This window comes from Cytobacillus sp. FSL R5-0569, from assembly GCF_038007265.1.
Taxonomy (GTDB): Bacteria; Bacillota; Bacilli; order Bacillales; family Cytobacillaceae; genus Cytobacillus; species Cytobacillus kochii.
In genome coordinates this window covers 2,605,604-2,622,132 of the sequence record NZ_JBBOWW010000001.1, presented here as the reverse complement: position 1 = coordinate 2,622,132, position 16,529 = coordinate 2,605,604, and the positions used below count along the sequence as shown (strand labels likewise).

Annotated in this window: 18 protein-coding genes; 11 read left to right on the top strand and 7 right to left on the bottom strand. The window is 36.5% G+C overall.

What is annotated here, in order from left to right; genetic code table 11:
• Positions 1–96: 96 nt before the first annotated feature.
• From MKX78_RS13410 to MKX78_RS13400, 3 genes are all read right to left on the bottom strand, one after another.
• Positions 97–261, bottom strand: coding sequence for a hypothetical protein (locus MKX78_RS13410; protein ID WP_224938356.1), 165 nt, complete (start codon positions 259–261; stop codon positions 97–99).
• Positions 262–307: 46 nt separating this feature from the next.
• On the bottom strand, positions 308–1,255 hold the full coding sequence (locus MKX78_RS13405; protein ID WP_224938355.1) for a MerR family transcriptional regulator: 948 nt from the start codon (positions 1,253–1,255) through the stop codon (positions 308–310).
• A gap of 290 nt (positions 1,256–1,545) precedes the next feature.
• Positions 1,546–2,610, bottom strand: coding sequence for an AbrB family transcriptional regulator (locus tag MKX78_RS13400; protein ID WP_341051330.1), 1,065 nt, complete (start codon positions 2,608–2,610; stop codon positions 1,546–1,548).
• A gap of 199 nt (positions 2,611–2,809) precedes the next feature.
• Here MKX78_RS13400 and MKX78_RS13395 point away from each other — a divergent pair, with 199 nt between their 5' ends.
• Complete coding sequence (locus tag MKX78_RS13395) at positions 2,810–3,460, top strand: AAA family ATPase (RefSeq protein WP_224938500.1); 651 nt, start codon at positions 2,810–2,812, stop codon at positions 3,458–3,460.
• A 289-nt stretch (positions 3,461–3,749) separates the two neighbouring features.
• Here the strand turns inward: MKX78_RS13395 and MKX78_RS13390 are convergent, their stop codons facing one another.
• Positions 3,750–4,370, bottom strand: coding sequence for a class I SAM-dependent methyltransferase (locus MKX78_RS13390; RefSeq protein WP_341051328.1), 621 nt, complete (start codon positions 4,368–4,370; stop codon positions 3,750–3,752).
• A 354-nt stretch (positions 4,371–4,724) separates the two neighbouring features.
• Here MKX78_RS13390 and MKX78_RS13385 point away from each other — a divergent pair, with 354 nt between their 5' ends.
• The 8 genes from MKX78_RS13385 (at position 4,725) to MKX78_RS13350 (ending at position 12,319) form a co-directional block, all read left to right on the top strand.
• The gene (locus MKX78_RS13385) at positions 4,725–5,105 is read left to right on the top strand and encodes an XdhC family protein (protein ID WP_224938352.1); all 381 of its coding nucleotides are present in this window, start codon (positions 4,725–4,727) and stop codon (positions 5,103–5,105) included.
• Complete coding sequence (locus tag MKX78_RS13380; protein WP_341051326.1) at positions 5,080–5,877, top strand: XdhC family protein; 798 nt, start codon at positions 5,080–5,082, stop codon at positions 5,875–5,877. Before MKX78_RS13385 ends, MKX78_RS13380 begins: the two co-directional genes overlap by 26 nt.
• A complete protein-coding gene (locus tag MKX78_RS13375; protein WP_341051324.1) occupies positions 5,849–6,472 on the top strand; it encodes a nucleotidyltransferase family protein in 624 nt (207 codons plus the stop codon). Before MKX78_RS13380 ends, MKX78_RS13375 begins: the two co-directional genes overlap by 29 nt.
• Positions 6,473–6,668: 196 nt before the next feature.
• Positions 6,669–7,118 (top strand): SRPBCC family protein, encoded by a 450-nt coding sequence (locus MKX78_RS13370; protein WP_224938349.1) that lies wholly within the window; start codon positions 6,669–6,671, stop codon positions 7,116–7,118.
• Between the two features lie 18 nt (positions 7,119–7,136).
• On the top strand, positions 7,137–8,030 hold the full coding sequence (locus MKX78_RS13365) for an FAD binding domain-containing protein (protein ID WP_341051322.1): 894 nt from the start codon (positions 7,137–7,139) through the stop codon (positions 8,028–8,030).
• Position 8,031: 1 nt separating this feature from the next.
• Positions 8,032–8,496 (top strand): (2Fe-2S)-binding protein, encoded by a 465-nt coding sequence (locus MKX78_RS13360; protein ID WP_308937070.1) that lies wholly within the window; start codon positions 8,032–8,034, stop codon positions 8,494–8,496.
• 14 nt (positions 8,497–8,510) lie between these two features.
• Positions 8,511–10,883: a xanthine dehydrogenase family protein molybdopterin-binding subunit gene (locus MKX78_RS13355; protein ID WP_341051321.1), complete on the top strand. Its 2,373-nt coding sequence runs from the start codon at positions 8,511–8,513 to the stop codon at positions 10,881–10,883.
• A 161-nt stretch (positions 10,884–11,044) separates the two neighbouring features.
• Positions 11,045–12,319 carry an MFS transporter gene (locus MKX78_RS13350; protein WP_224938346.1) on the top strand — a complete coding sequence of 425 codons (1,275 nt, stop codon included), beginning with the start codon at positions 11,045–11,047 and terminating at the stop codon, positions 12,317–12,319.
• Between the two features lie 74 nt (positions 12,320–12,393).
• Here the strand turns inward: MKX78_RS13350 and MKX78_RS13345 are convergent, their stop codons facing one another.
• A complete protein-coding gene (locus MKX78_RS13345; protein WP_341051317.1) occupies positions 12,394–12,822 on the bottom strand; it encodes a terpene synthase in 429 nt (142 codons plus the stop codon).
• 36 nt (positions 12,823–12,858) lie between these two features.
• The gene (locus tag MKX78_RS13340) at positions 12,859–13,773 is read right to left on the bottom strand and encodes a DMT family transporter (protein WP_341051316.1); all 915 of its coding nucleotides are present in this window, start codon (positions 13,771–13,773) and stop codon (positions 12,859–12,861) included.
• Between the two features lie 116 nt (positions 13,774–13,889).
• On the opposite strand from MKX78_RS13340, the gene MKX78_RS13335 reads away from it, so the two are divergent.
• Positions 13,890–14,759, top strand: a complete 870-nt coding sequence (locus MKX78_RS13335) for a LysR family transcriptional regulator (protein WP_341051314.1) — start codon at positions 13,890–13,892, stop codon at positions 14,757–14,759.
• 54 nt (positions 14,760–14,813) lie between these two features.
• Here the strand turns inward: MKX78_RS13335 and MKX78_RS13330 are convergent, their stop codons facing one another.
• Positions 14,814–15,254 (bottom strand): OsmC family protein, encoded by a 441-nt coding sequence (locus MKX78_RS13330; RefSeq protein ID WP_251161722.1) that lies wholly within the window; start codon positions 15,252–15,254, stop codon positions 14,814–14,816.
• A gap of 117 nt (positions 15,255–15,371) precedes the next feature.
• Between MKX78_RS13330 and MKX78_RS13325 the strand changes: the two genes are divergently transcribed.
• The gene (locus MKX78_RS13325; RefSeq protein WP_289433904.1) at positions 15,372–16,127 is read left to right on the top strand and encodes an exodeoxyribonuclease III; all 756 of its coding nucleotides are present in this window, start codon (positions 15,372–15,374) and stop codon (positions 16,125–16,127) included.
• The last annotated feature ends 402 nt before the right edge of the window (positions 16,128–16,529 follow it).

Genomic DNA, 16,529 nt, shown 5'->3' with positions numbered 1-16,529 from the left:
ATTAGAAGTTGTATGCTCATAATCATTCGGATATATCCTTAGCTAGAATACAATACTTCTCTTCCAGCTTCTTTTAGAGGGTATTATCAGGTGTATTTAGTCTTTAAGCATTTGCATTTTGTGTTCAAATTTTTCAAGTTTTCTTTTTAACATCTCCATTTTCGATTCCAGTTCATCTAGACGAAAATCTACACGATGATGATCATTGTCCATTGTAACTAATAATTCATCCACATGATGCGCTTTTTGCTGATTTTTCATTTGATAAAAACCCCTTTATATTGAGGGGATACTCGCCCCTACGAATTTATTTTTTCCACTTTTGCCACCATTTCTTTTCTTGCTTACTCGCTGCGGCATCTCGGAAAGACAGCATCATATCTTGAAATGCGTCTTCTCGCTCACGTAATCGATGTAAATATTCTTCATGTTCTTTTCTCATTGTTTCGACATAAATATCACGATCTGCATTCATACTCTCTTTTAATTCATTTATTTCATTGCTAAATTCTGTACCTGTTAATTCTTGCGAGCTAGAAATATAATGAATCATTGTTTTGAACTCTTCAGAGGATGCTTCTGAGGATTCGGTTATTTTGTTCGTGATATAGTGCATCTGGTCTGTCGTTCGCTTCGACTGTTTCGCAACTCTTTTTGACAAGGTTTCGAGCGCTCCGGAGCTTTGTTTTGAAGCATGCTTCCATTCGTCAGTCATTTCTTGAATTTCTGCTTTCGTCTTCTCGTTGGATTTATAGATGGAGTCTGAAATGGTTTTAACTGTATGAAGCGAATTTTTGGAAAGCTCCATTTTCATTTCTTCTACAACTTCTTTTTTAAAGTTCGTTTTTAATTCTTGCTTGATCTCTTGTAATAAATGGTCCTGGAATTGTGTCATGACCATAGATAGCTGTTCGATATTGAGAGGATGATGATCTTGCTCAGTTGTTGCTTCATGTAGGATAGGATTCAATGATGTTTCTAAGGGGTTCTCTTGTTGGTCTGCTATTGACTCTGAATCAAGATGTTGCTTAAGTAGTCTGCGAATCATTTTTTGACTTAAATTTTGATTACGCATCTTTTTGACGGTATCTAGTAAGCTAATTTCTTCATCTGTATAATATCTTGCCCCATTTTTTGATCGGGGAATGACTAATATATCCTTTAAATCTTTTTCCCACTGTCTTAATGTTCCCGGCGGAATATTTAACTGTTTAGATACTTCATTAATGGTATATGCTTGCATAATTTGATTCATGAATAACTCCCTTTCATCATAGTGTAATTTTTCATGTTTCGGAAGGGGATTCCGAACTACATAATAAATTCCGTATAATTAGCTATTCCGCATCGTAGCCCGTCTTTTCCTGCCTGCTGACAAAAGATATCAAAACAAGACGTTATTCCACAAATGTAGGCACTTTATAACGAAATTGACTATTTCGACAATGAATTTTGTAGATAAAAAATAGATTTACGAAGGAATAGGTAAATGGTCCTGAGGTGAGGATAGATCATTTAGGATAGGCAAAAAGGGTCACCAACTGGTTACCCTTTTACTCTCTTATATCGTAAAAATAGATATTTTAAACAAGGAGGTACAATAAAGAAGATGAAAAATACCCGAAAGAGTTGATAGCCGGTTACAACAGCCAACTGTGCGTCGACTTCATGGGCAATAATAGCCATTTGATCCATTCCACCAGGTGATAAACTTAAGAAGCTTGTAGCAAGGGAAAACTCATAAAAATGACTAAGAAGAAAGCTGAGAATCATTGAGATGACGATTAATAAAGCGCTGCTAAATACACCTAAACTTAATAATTTCCATTTGTTTTCAAGCTTTTCTGGATGCATCATGAGACCAATGTTAATACCAATAAAAACTTGTGCAATCTCAAGTAAGCTGTTAGGTAAAGCAGGACCATTAATATTAAGCAGTGTCATGAGGCTTGTTGCAATAATAGGTCCGAGAAGAAATGGGGTTGGTGCGTTCCATTTTTTAAAAATAATAGCTAAAATAAATGATAGAATCATAAATGGAATAATGTCAGGTAATAACTGCTGCCAGCTAGCTGTATGTTCATAATCCGGTAAAATATTCCTGCCATTATGGAAGGACGGACCAAATATGAGAAAAGGAACAAAAAAGATAATAAGTATTAATCTTACTACTTGTAAGAAAGTAACAACAGTCACATTCATTCCTTTTGTTTCTTCAGCTAATACGAGCATTTGTGACAAACCGCCAGGAATACTACCAAGCAATATCGATGGATAATGGATACCGGTTAATTTTGCAATGAAGAATGAAGTAATTAAACTGAACCCAATAATGAGTACTGTTAAAAATAACATGGAGGGTAGTTGGTGCAAGATGAACACCATCGCCTCTTTTGTTAATGAAAGGCCCATACTGTATCCAATTATAAAGATCCCGATGTTTCTAAAATATTTTGGCCAGTACAACGTCGTCTTTGATAGTATAGAATAAAGCATAATACTTGTTATGGATCCTAATAGCCAGCTTACAGGGATATGAAGTAGGGTGAAAATGCCCCCACCTGCTACGGCAATAGTAACTGCTAGCAATAGTGAATAGCTTTTGTTCATGTGCAGACCTTCTTTTTCTTATGAGAAATTTCGATTCTGGAAAGATATGTTTATCATACCATAGACAATAACATATTTTTAGTAAATGCTTAGGTGAGACATCCTAAAAACAGGAGGAGAGACCTTGCTAAGAAAAATAAAGAAAATAAGTAGTAGTCATGAAAATACCTATCCTTTATCCATTCCCACGATTGCATCAATGGATGAAATTCAATTTAAGTCACCTGTAACGTTCTTTGTAGGTGATAATGGTTCTGGCAAGTCAACCTTATTAGAAGCCATTGCCCACCAATGCGGTTTTAATGTGGCTGGAGGGAGTAGAAGTAATAGTTATGAATTACATGCCTCCGAATCTTCCTTAGCTCCCCACATTAGGCTTTCTTGGATGCCGAAGTTAACAAATGGCTTTTTCTTAAGAGCCGAATCTTTTTATCAGTTTTCTTCACATATTGATGAATTAGAACGGGAATGCCCAACAGGATATAGTGGTTATGGTGGCAAGTCGTTACATGCACAATCACATGGAGAATCGTTTCTATCACTCTTTCTGAATCGTTTTGATGGAGAGGGTATTTATTTGTTAGATGAACCTGAAGCGGCATTATCGCCTGCAAGGCAGCTTGCTTTTCTTAGAATCATGCATGATATTGTCTCAGCAGAAGAGAGCCAATTAATTATTGCCACCCATTCTCCGATACTACTTGGCTTCCCTGGAGCAACGATTCTAAATTTCGATGAAGGTAGCATTGCGGAAACAACGTATGAAGAAACAGATCATTACCAAATAACGAAATACTTCTTGGAAAATAGAGAGCGATATTTACATGAAATATTTAAAGAAGAAGACTAATCAATACCTTGCTGTATAAACAAGGTACTGATTAGTCTTTTATGATCTTAAAGTTCATCAAAGATCAGTCATCGTGTTTTATAAGATTACCCATCTTGTCTTTAGAAGAACCCAGCAATTATGACCACCGCAAACAAACATGGAAAATAAAAGACATGCGAGAGTTATAAGGAACACACTACTAAGAGTCATGCTTATGCTTAAGAGAATGAAATCTGGGTCTACCTACATGCAGGGTAGGCCCAGATTTATTCTAATAATGACTTTAATCCATAGACTTGTAAGGGATTTACACTTGTACTATTGTTATATATCGTTCATAAGTGATAGGTAATCCTTTAACGGTTTGATGTTTCTTGAAAATGTTAGTGATTTCTTGTATGTCGGAGCTAACTACTTGATAGATTTCTTCTTTTTGTCCAAAGCAACGATAGTGGATGAGATCAAGCGGTGAATGTAAATATTCAATCGTATGATACGGGTGAATTTCAAATTTCTTGAAAGGAGCCTTTGTAAAGATCTTTGTGAGATGTTGTTGAATGGGTATGTTATGTTGGTTGTTTGGAAAAAGTTTAGGAAACCAGTTTGATAACTCTTTTCCCTCATTTTCACCAGGGTGCAACCCTAAAATGAGCCCTCCTTCTTTTACGTAAAGAGGTAATTGATGATAAATAGATGTTGGCCCTTTGCGGATAATGGCAATATCAAAGAATGCTCGTTTAAAAGGAAGTACATGTTTTGAATCAGCAACAATAAATGATGTATTTTCGGGCTTTGTCTTCATTGCCGTCTGAATAAATTGCATAGAAGAATCGGCCCCAATCATTTGCTTGGCATATAAAGCATATTTTTTTGTGAATCTTCCATCCCCGCAGCCAAAATCAAGGGTAACTTTATCTTGTGTATGCAAACAGACAAGTTGATCAAAGATATTCTCTGCTATAGGTGAATCAATAGTAGATTGCCATGGGTATATGTATGCATTTCCGTTCTTGCTTATTTGCCTATACCATTCGGGAGAGTGAGGAGAAAGCTAATAATTGGATAATGTAGGATTTTTCAAATGAATACCTCCATATGTATGTTGGGTAATAAAAAGTCAAAAATTTCAAATAGTAATCTATTGTAAATTTTCTAAAAATTTAATTGACATAGTCAAGAAGTAACGATTATATTATTCTATATCGGAAACTTCGTTTTATAGGTAAAACATTCCAATTTTCTTTTGTACTATTAAATATATACGCATTGGAGGGTGATGTCGATGACTAATGAACAGCTGGAAGTGATGAGGGCAATACAAAAACTAAAAGCCAAGAAGCTTCCTTGTGCGCTAGCAACAGTTATTAAAGTAAAAGGATCAGCTTATCGAAAAGAAGGGGCAAAAATGCTAATCGATGCGGATGGAGTTACTGTTGGATTAATATCGGGGGGCTGTTTAGAAGCAGATGTAGCAGAAATAGCCAAGGAAGTAATAAAGACAAAAGCTCCAATAATTAAAACGTATCATTTAGATGAAGACGAGGTATGGGGGTTAGGTCTTGGCTGTCCAGGAACGGTTCATATCTATATTGAACCTATAATATATACAACACAGAATATTGAGGAGGTGGATGAATGTGCAAAAGAAATTGGCGCCTTTTGACGCTTGGCTAGATGCGATTGACCAACAACAAGCTGCTGTTTTAATGACCATTACGGAAGCTAGTTTGTCACAAAAAAATTATCGGATTTGCTATCTGGAAAATCAATCCCCTATTGGATCTTTCCATGACCAAGCATTGGAATTGGCTGCTTTATCCATTGCTAAAGAAAAGTTAGGGCAATCCAACCCGCAATCAGAAAGTTTAATGATACAAGATGAGAATGAATTAGATGTAGACATATTCTTCGATGTATTTGTTCCATCACCTACTTTGATGGTGTTTGGTGCAGGACATGATGCGATACCTGTTGTTAAATATGCAGCAGAATGCGGGATGAAAACGGTTGTCATTGATCAAAGAAGCCTTTATAACAATGAAGAAAGGTTTCCTCATGCCGAAAGAATAATAGCTAGACCAGAGGATTTCACAGCATGTATTCGTGTAACAAATCGTACATATATTGTCGTTATGAATCATCATATTGAGAAAGATAAGCAGACATTAAAATTTGCCCTGTCTTCACTGGCTCCTTATATAGGCGTCTTAGGACCGAAATCACGACGTATCAAAATCCTCGATCAGCTTTATTTGGAAGGTTGTCACTTCACGTATACAGACTTACAAAGAATGCATAGTCCAATTGGTCTTGATATAGGAGCCGTATCCTCTGAGGAGATTGCTATTAGTATTGTTGCTGAAGTGATAGCAGTTAGAACAAGACATAAAGGAGGCTTTCTACAAGGTGCGGAATTTATCCACCAATCATCATAAACGTCCAATGAAAGCAATTATTCTCGCAGCAGGGTTATCTACGCGAATGGGGCGGACGAAGCAGTTGCTGCCATTTAAAGGGACAACTATGCTTCATTATGTCATTGAACAAGTATTAAAGTTACATTGTAAAGAAGTGATAGCAGTTATTGGTCATGATGCAGTTACCATTATGGAAAGAATCAAGATAAACAATCCTTCCTTTTCTTGGGCTTATAATTCGGATTATGCCAATGGTCAATCGTCTTCACTGTACAAAGGACTTACCCAAGTTGCCTTTTCAAAGGAAGATGCACTTGTTTTTTTAGGAGACGCCCCCTTTATAGAAAAGGAAACTAGTGAAATGATTATTCAAAGAGGGCAACAGTTAGCGAGAGAGAAGAAACATCCAATATCTATAAGGCCATCATATGATCAAACGCCTGGCCATCCTGTCTATTTTGCAAACATCAACAATACAATGATTCATTCGATTCAACAACAAAGTGGGAAGAACTTTATTCAGACCATCCCATATAAGGAAGAAATTGCAGTGAATGACCGCGGTATTCTATTAGATATAGACACAATAAAAGAGTATGAAAAGCTAAAATAATATATTGGTTTTACATTCAAAACAAAAAATAGCCTTATTTATCTAAAACAATCTTATTTACATATTTATGTTTTATATAAAAAACGATATTTAGTTAACGAAACAAAAACATCCGCATTTTATTGACAAAATTTTTCGAAAAAATTAATATTATTACTATTAGCACAATTCAAAAAATTATAAAGGGGAGAAAATAATGATCTTATCAGGTCAAGTGAAAATGAAAAAAAATTATAAAGATGTTTGGGATGCTCTTCACAACCCTCAAATATTAGAAAAAGCTATTCCAGGATGCAAAAGCCTAGTGTTAAAAGAGGACGGAACCTATGATGTTGAAATGAAATTGGGCATTGCTTCAGTTAAAGGGGATTACAAAGGAAATGTAAAACTTGAAGATATCGAAGCACCTGTACACTATCAATTAATAGCAGAAGGGAGTGGAAAGCCAGGATTTGTTAAAGCAAAAATGGATTGCTATATTACTGCAGTTGATGAAGAAAAGTGTGAAGTTAAATGGGAATGTGATGCTGAAGTTGGCGGCATGATTGCAGGTGTAGGAAGCAGAGTAATGAGCGGTGTGGCAAAATTTATTGCTGGAAACTTTTTTAAAGATGTGGAGAAACAAATCACTTTACAAAAGGCGTAACGAAAGGGTGGCACGAGCATGAAACCATCAAAATTTAAATATTTAAAACCGTCAAGTGTTAATGAGGCACTAACCTATCTAGAAGAATACGCAGATGATTGTAAAATCATTTCTGGAGGGCAAAGTTTAATACCTGTACTGAATATGAGGCTATCTACCCCTGAGTTTTTAATCGATCTGAGCGGTATAAAAGAGTTAAATTATATTCGTGAAGAGGATGGATATATCGCCATTGGTGCACTGACAAGGCATGTGGAAGTGGAAAATTCACTATTAATTAAAGAAAAATGTCCATTGCTTATTGACGCAATTAAGTGGGTAGGTCATAAACAAATTCGCAATCGTGGGACAATTGGTGGCAGTATAGCTCACGGTGATCCTTCGGCAGAATTACCGTGTGTATTGACGACATTAAGAGGTGAGATTGTTATTGCTTCAGTGAATGAAGAGGAAGTTGTCGGTCCTGAAGATTTTTTTCTCACTTATCTCCTGACTTCATTACAAACAAATCAATTAGTGAAAGAAATCCGCTTTCCAATTATGACACAAGGAGAGAGAGTGGGGCATTCTTTTGTAGAAGTGGCGAGGAGACATGGAGATTTTGGCTTAGCAATCGCTGCAGCAGTAATTGAACTAGATAATCAAGGACTTATTCAAAAGGCACAACTAGCTGTAGGTGGTGTCAATCCTGTTCCTCTTATAATAGAAGAAGCTGAGGAATTATTAATAGGAAAGAAAGTAACGGAAGCTTTGTTAAAAGAAATCGCTGAATTAACGAGTGAGTGTGTGGACCCAGAAGGAGATTTGCACGGAAGTGCTGATTATCGCAGGGAACTTATTGGGACCCTATTAAAACGTGCAATAGAAGAAGCAATAGCAAGAGCATGGGAAGGAGAAGAGAAGGTTGGATAAAGTGAATATTTCTTTAAATGTAAATGGAGAAAAAGTGGAAAGAGATATAGAACCTAGGCTCTTATTAACAGACTTCTTAAGAGAAGAATTATTTTTAACAGGCACACATGTCGGTTGCGAGCATGGGGTATGCGGGGCATGTACAATACTTTTAAACGGTGAAGCGGTTCGAGGTTGTTTAATGCTAGCTGTTCAAGCAGATGGGGCAACAATTGAAACGGTTGAATCACTTGCTGGTGAAGATGGTCAATTAAATCCTCTTCAACAAGCATTTACGGATTGCCATTCCCTCCAATGTGGATTTTGCACACCAGGGTTCTTAATGACACTAACGCAATTTACGAAAGAAAATCCCAATCCGACAGAAGAAGAAATTCGAGAAGCCATCTCAGGGAATCTTTGCCGTTGTACAGGCTATGCCAATATTGTTAAAGCAGTAAAGCAAGTTACACATCAAACGGTATAAAAGGAGGGAGAAACATGCATAAATATATCGGAAAAAGCATGCACAGAAAGGAAGATTATCGCCTTTTAACTGGAACGGGCATGTTTGTAGGCGATATTAGTTTAACCAATATGGCAGAGGCAGTATTTGTAAGAAGCCCTCATGCACATGCGAAGATTGTGGACATAAATATAGAGGCTGCAAAAGCAATAGAGGGTGTTTATGGGATATTTACTGCAAAAGATATTGAAGACATCAAACCATTGACGCAATTTGAATCACATTGTTTTTTGCCACCCAATTTAGTTGAGGCTATATCGCCAACAATCAACTTTAACTATGAAGATATTTTGGCTAAGAAGAAAGTTACATACGTTGGCCAATCTGTAGCAATAGTTGTGGCGAAAAATCGTTACATCGCCGAAGATGCAGCTGATCTAGTTGAAGTAACGTATGAGCCGCTACAACCCCTTGTTGACCCATATGAGGCACGAAAAGAGGGTGCACCTCTCATACAAGAACATTTAGAAAATAATATTCAGTCCCATTTTCATGTGACAACAGGCAATGTTGAGCAAGCATTTGCCGAGGCGGACTATATAATAAATGAAAAAATTCGCACCCCACGACTCGGATCAAATCCGTTAGAAACAAGAGGAGTAGTGGCGAAATTTGATACAAGAAATCAAGAGCTGAGAGTTTGGTCGTCTTCGCAAATGCCTTATGAAATCAGATCTACTTTAGCACATTGTTTGTCATTACCCGATTTAAGTATTCGTGTTACAGCACCTGATGTTGGAGGGGGATTTGGACCAAAAGGAGGTGTTCACCCAGAAGAGATTGTTATTCCTTACTTGGCTAAAAAATTGCAGAGGCCGATAAAATGGGTAGAGGACCGAATGGAGCATTTAACAAGTGCAAGGCAATCTAGGGATCAAATCCATGATGTGAAAGTTTCATTTAAACAGGATGGAACGATTACGGCAATTAAGGATTTTTTTGTGATTGATAGTGGTGCTGTTAATTTCTTCGCCTTAACTTGTGCTTATAATAGTGCCTATCATTTAAGAGGAGCTTATAAAATCCCTAATTATGATAGTGAATGTGAAGTCATCTTAACGAACAAAACACCTAATGTCCCATTTAGGGGGGCAGGTAGACCTGAAGTAGTCTTTGTAATGGATCGAATTATCGATATCGTCGCAAGAAAATTAAAAGTAGATCCAATCGAAATTATGAAGAAAAATATGATCCAAGCTGAAGACATGCCTTATGATCAAGGAATTCTTGTAAAAGATGGTCATCAGCTTATTTATGATAGTGGCGATTATCCTGATGCATTACGCAAGGCAGTTGATTTAGTTGACTATGATGCTTTTAGAAAAGAACAAGAAGAGAAGAAGAAAGAAGGTAAGCTAGTTGGTATCGGCATCTCTTCTTACGTAGAAGGTACGGGCGCAGGACCTTATGAAGGGGCACATATCTCTATTGACCCTTCTGGTCATGTAACAGCTTATTTAGGCTGTACCCCTCAAGGTCAAGGGCATGAAACAGTATTTTCGCAAATTGCAGCAGACGGATTGGGTGTAAACCCGCAAAATATTACTGTTCGAGTTGGAGAAACAACTGTGTTGCCAATGGGTCAAGGAACTTACGCAAGCCGAAGCGCAGTAAATGCAGGTTCAGCTATTTATGAGGCAGCATTAAAAATGAGAGAGAAAGTGTTAAAAATCGCTGCACATTTGCTGAAAACGGATGAAGATTTAGTCATTGATGAAGGGAAAATATATGCAGAGACTTCTCCTGAAAAGTTTGTCACCTATCAAGATGTTGGGCGAGCGGCGCTGCCTGCTAAATTAGGGAATTTACCAGAAGGCATGGAAGCAAGCTTAGAAGTAACACATTATTTTGCCCCTCCAACGGTTACATTTGCTGCTTCGATTCATATGGCACAAGTGGAGGTTGATAAAGAAACAGGTTTTGTAGATTTACAGAAATATAGTGTTGTACATGATTGTGGTACTGTTATTAATCCGATGATTGTTGATGGTCAAGTGCAAGGCGGTATTGCACAAGGAATTGGTTCAGCTCTTTACGAAGAAATCGTCTATGACCAAACAGGGCAATTGCTTACCGGTACTTATATGGATTATTTATTACCAACATCGATGGAAGTACCAACGGTGGCAAAAGCACACCAGGAATTCAAATCAACAAGAAATCGCCTAGGGATAAAAGGTGTAGGTGAGGGGGGTGCCATCGCGCCACCAGCTGCAATAGCAAATGCAATTGTAGATGCACTTCATCCATTAGAAATTAAAACAAATGATTTACCTATCAGTCCAAATAAGTTAAGAACATGGATTAAGGAAGCAGAGGCATCTTTTCAAGCACTACAAACAAATTAAAGGAAAAAAACAGGTATCTTCCAAAGGATTTTGTGGGAAATCCCTTTGATTGCAAGATACCTGTTCTATCTTAAAGATTACTAGGACAGCCATCAATAAGAGTGTATTTATTATATCACTCTTCTACTAACATGCCAATTTTCACAAGGAGTGATTCAACTATGCAAAAGGCAAATGTACTTCACGAAGAAAACATGACAAAGGCAACAAATGCTAGGTGGATTTATATTTCACTACCATTAATGCTACTGTTCACGGTTTCAATGATCGATAAATCTAATATTAATATACTATTTGCAGAAAGACAGTTTTTACAAGATTTAGCTATTAGTGATAATGTGATCAAGGGAACATTAAGCTCTGTCTTTTTAATTACATACGCATTAGGGCAGTTTTTCTGGGGATTTGTAGTCGACCGTATCGGCGCGTTTAAGAGTGGGATGATTGGTATAGCCATTTGGGGTATAGCGATGATTATCGGTGGAGTAGCTACATCGGTTACGGCATTATTATGGTCAAGAGCATTACTAGGGGTAGGTGAAGGTGTTTTATACCCCATTGCACTTACCTTAACTGCTAAGTGGTTTCCGCAACAAGAACAAGGGAAAGCTCAGTCTTTTTGGTTTACAGGGAATGCAATCGGACCAGTTATTGGTATTCCAGCGATCGCATTAATTGCCGCCTCTTTTGGATGGAGAGAAAGTTATTTCGCACTAGCGATTATTTCTTTTATTTGTTTGGCCATATTTATTTTTATGATTAGAAACAAACCATCTGAACATTATGCAACTAATGCTGCAGAAGTGAACTATATAGAAAAGGGACAAGGAGTGAAAAAGACTGCTAACATCGATACAGGAAGTGTTAAATCTGTTTTAACTAGTCCTCTGTTCTGGATATTAACAACAGTATATGCTTGCGTTTCAATCGGTTTTTTTGGATTTTCTACATTTTTGCCAAGCTATTTAACAGAAGCAAAGGGGATTGATTTTGTTAATTCAGCTATGATTAATGCAGCGGGTTATGCTCTTGCCATCATCGTTCAATTAGTATGTGGCTATCTTTCTGATAGATGGATGAAACGGGCTATATTTGTCGCCGTAGCAAGTGTCATCATCATAGGCTGCTTCGTAGGCTTCTTATACACTACGAATACTACAGTCGTTATTCTACTTACAATTATTCTATTAAGTGTATTATACATGCCAGCACCGATAACCATGACGATGCTCCATGAAGTCGCTTCATCCCAAGTGATGGGGAGAATAAGCGGTACATTCGGATGTGTATCTTATTTAGTAGCAGCTGCTGGGCCAATGGTTGTTGGCTTTTTCAGTACAACAACAGGCTCTTTTACAGGCGGTTTTATGGCGTTAATTAGTTTTATCGTTCTTTCGCTTTTATTATGTGTGTATTTGATGAAAAAAGGTTATTGATATAGATTTTAAAGAAATTAAAAAAGTAGAGTCGTTCTGAACGAAGAGAACGGGCTCTATTTTTTTTAGAAACCTTAATCTTGTGATAAATAAATCCAATTTTTTTCATCAAATTCTTCTATTATATAATTTGAACCAATACTTTGTAGGATTTTATTAAAGGATTTTATATCGTCTTCGTTCTCATACAAATCTTCTTGAATATATTCCTTCATAATAAAATTTGTTAAGTGAGTATTGTTAACGAAGTCCGAAAAATATGATCGTAGTGTTTCCGAATCCTCTTCGTTTAACTTTTCATCATTAATAATAGAAATTCTGAAAACATTTAGTATCTCAATATCTTCATCTTCCATATAACATAGCGGCTCTAGTTTTTTATCATCATTTGTAAATGGTTTTCTAGTATCTTCAATGATTACATAAGATAAGAAATGTTCTTGCGTCCATACATGAAAGATTTCTAAATCACGTAATTTTAAGACTCTACGAAGTGATAACATAAACTTCCTCCTTTCCATATTAAGTTAATGGCTGTACTAAAGTAGAATTTTTTCTGTTTTTTGTTCCATTGTTTGCCCAGTTTTTACCTTAACAGGCACTCGATAGCTTCCTAATGTCGCAACAATCACACCACAAATAATTAAAAAAGCACCTATGATATCTCGAATGGTAAATGCTTCACCAAGAATAATAACAGCTAGACCGGCAGCGAATAGAGGTTCTAGCGAAAACATTAAACTCGTTTGTGTTGGTGATGTATGTTTTTGTGCTACTGCTTGGGAAATAAAGCCAAAGGCACTACATAGGATCGCTAGTCCAAGTATACTCATCCAAGCAACTGTGTTTTGGGGTAGGATTGGTGATTCAAAAAAGCTACTTAAAACAAGAGCGAGTATACCAGCAAAGCCGAGTTGCATGATACCAACTGTAATAGGTTCATGATTCTTAGTGACTCTTCCAATAATCAAAATATGAATAGCGTATGCGAGAGCGGAAAGCATACATAAAATATCGCCGTAATTGAATGATAATGATTGTGTAATTGTCATGATGATAATACCAACAAATGTAATGATGATGCCAATTCTAACTGGCACGATTGGTAACCTTCTTTGCAGAATACTTTGGATCACCGGAACGAATATGACCGTCATACTTAATAAAAATCCGGCATTAGAAGCATCTGTCATCGTCAAGCCAACAGTAACTAAAGAGAACACAAGTAATAATAAGAAGCCTAATAGAAAACTGTAAAATAAAAGTTCCATATTAACATGCCGTAAAGAACGATAAAAAAAGGTAGCGGCAATTACAAAGGCAATTAAACATCTTAATGCGACAAGGTTAAATGGTTCAATCGACGCGATTCCCATCTTCATAAAAATATAAGATAATCCCCAGAAAAAATTCACCACCACTAAAAGAATCGTTGCTTTCGTATGCATACTCATAACCATTTCTCCATTCTCATGATTTTCTACATGTATTATAATGAATCTATTAACATTAATAAAACGAATCTTTTTCATTGTTTATATGAAATAATTTCATGAAAAGGAGTAGCGAGATGAGTTTAGTTAAATATGAGATTTATAGCAAGGTTTCTGAGCTTCAAAGTTTTACGAAAGCAGCAGAAGTACTAGGGATGACACAATCTGCAGTCAGTCATGCGATGGCTAATTTAGAAAAGGAATTAGGTTTCACGCTTTTTCATCGTTCAAGAGGTGGGCTAACATTGACGAATGAAGGAAGAAGCATGGTTGTAAGTATTCGTAAGGTGTTACACTATGACGAACAAGTACAACAAGAGGCAGCAAAAATAACGGGTTTGATGAAAGGAACAGTAAAAGTAGGTACATTTACGAGTGTTTCATCTACTTGGTTACCCGAAATCATTAAATCAATGGAGCAAAGTTATCCTTATATCCGTATTGAATTAATTGAAGGAGATTATGAAGCGATTGACCGTTGGATTCTTAATGGAAAATTAGACTGTGGCTTTATTAATGTCGATAGCTCCAGTCATTTTGATGTTATTCCGTTAAAAAAGGACCGTTTGCGTTGTATTGTGTCAACAGATCATCCTTTTTCAACAAGAAGTGAGATAAGCGTACAAGAGTTAAAGGATATTGCTTTTATCATGCCGACATATGGGGGGTACCATGAAGTAAAAGATTTATTTGCTAAAGCGGAGATCCAACCAAATATTCGCTTTGAATTAATGGCGGAAGATTCAATTAAGTCAATGGTTGCTCATAATTTTGGTGTAAGCATATTGCCAGAATTATTATTAGAAACCATTCCTAAAAATTGTGTGGTAATGCCATTAAAGGAAGAAAGCTATCGCATATTAGGATTAGCGATGAAGTTTAATCTGTCACCAGCAGCCAAAAGATTTGTAGAGATCACGGAGAGATGGTTGGCGTCGTTTTATTAAATCCTCACGCCTCTAGTGAAAACCTGTAAGAGACGTGGATTGAAAACGATACTTTTATTTAATGGTTACTTCTAGTTCAATATCTACATTGCCTTGTATGGCGCGCGAAATCATGCAGGATGCTTCTGCTTTTTTAGCTAATTTCAGAGCAAGATCTCTGTCACGTTCATTATCACGGTTAGTAAGTACGATGGTTGGTTTATGAATGATTTTCTTGTAAGTTAAGACGCCATTCGTTTCGTTAACAATTGCAGTTGATTCCATCGATAAATCATTTTTCTCTACTTTACTTCTTTCCATCATGGCAGCTAAGGTAATGATATAACAAGTGGCAGCAGCACCTAGAAGCATTTCATCTGGGTTAGTCCCTACTCCTGGACCGTTCATTTCAGGTGGAATAGATACTTTTGTACGCAGTTGTCCACTTTCGATTGTTCCGACGCTATTTCGTAATCCTGGAAAGTGTGCTTTTAAATGAAATTGATGATCGGCCATTAGTATTCCTCCTTCAAACTATACGTAAAAACTATAGCAAATCACAAGGCTTTTATCAAAGACAAACTTCCTATAGAATAAGAAGGGACAGATAGAGAAAAAGGGGAGTTTAGCAACATGAAATTTGTGTCATGGAATGTAAATGGTTTGCGTGCTTGTGTGAAGAAAGGCTTTCTCGACTTTTTTGCAGAAGTGGATGCGGATGTGTTTTGTATACAAGAATCAAAGCTTCAAGCGGGTCAAATAGAATTAGATTTAAATGGCTATCATCAATATTGGAATTATGCTGTTAAGAAGGGCTATTCAGGAACCGCTATTTTTACTAAAGAAAAACCTCTATTTGTAAAATATGGCGTAGGGGAAAACGAAGAACAAGAAGAAGGTAGAATTATTACGTTAGAATTTGAAACGTTTTACCTTGTAAATGTATATACACCGAATTCAAAAAGAGATCTTTCCCGATTAGACTATCGTTTACAATGGGAAGATGATTTAAAAACATATTTGCTTTCGTTAGAAGCGGAAAAACCTGTGATTTATACAGGGGACTTAAATGTTGCACACCAAACAATTGATTTGAAGAATGCAAAGTCCAATATTGGAAATTCAGGATTTACTGATGAAGAACGTGGGAAAATGACAAGTCTCCTTGAATCAGGGTTTGTCGATTCTTTCAGATACCTTTATCCAGAAAAGACGGATGTCTATACATGGTGGTCGTACATGGCCAAAGTGAGAGAGCGGAATATTGGCTGGCGAATTGATTATTTTATCGTGTCGGAAAAATTAAAAGCACAAATCAAAGATGCCGGTGCACACTGTCAAACAATGGGTAGTGACCATTGTCCGATTTTCTTAGAATTAGATATATAAGGAAAAATGAAGTGAAGTCTAATAAGGCTTCATTTTTTTGTGTTGTGCATATTAATCGACAAAGGAAAAACCATTATCTAGGTTATTTAAGGTTTAAGTTAAGAGAATCAGTTGCATAGAAGAATGATGAATCAGACTCGTTAAGAAATGACGGAAGATAAACATTATATTTTACAGCAAACCTTGGTTGGAGATGATAACATACAGAACCGAGCAATCTATTGTGGAACTAACAAAATAAAATTAAATAGATGTTAACTAAGCAAACAAACTTGTGAAAATGATGCGAGAATCTTTTTCCTTTAAATAAGAACCCTTGTATCTATACAAAAAAAATTCATTTGTAAAAAATCTATTTACTCCCCTCAAACTTCAAAGGTTTTCTGGATACTTTTTCTAGTT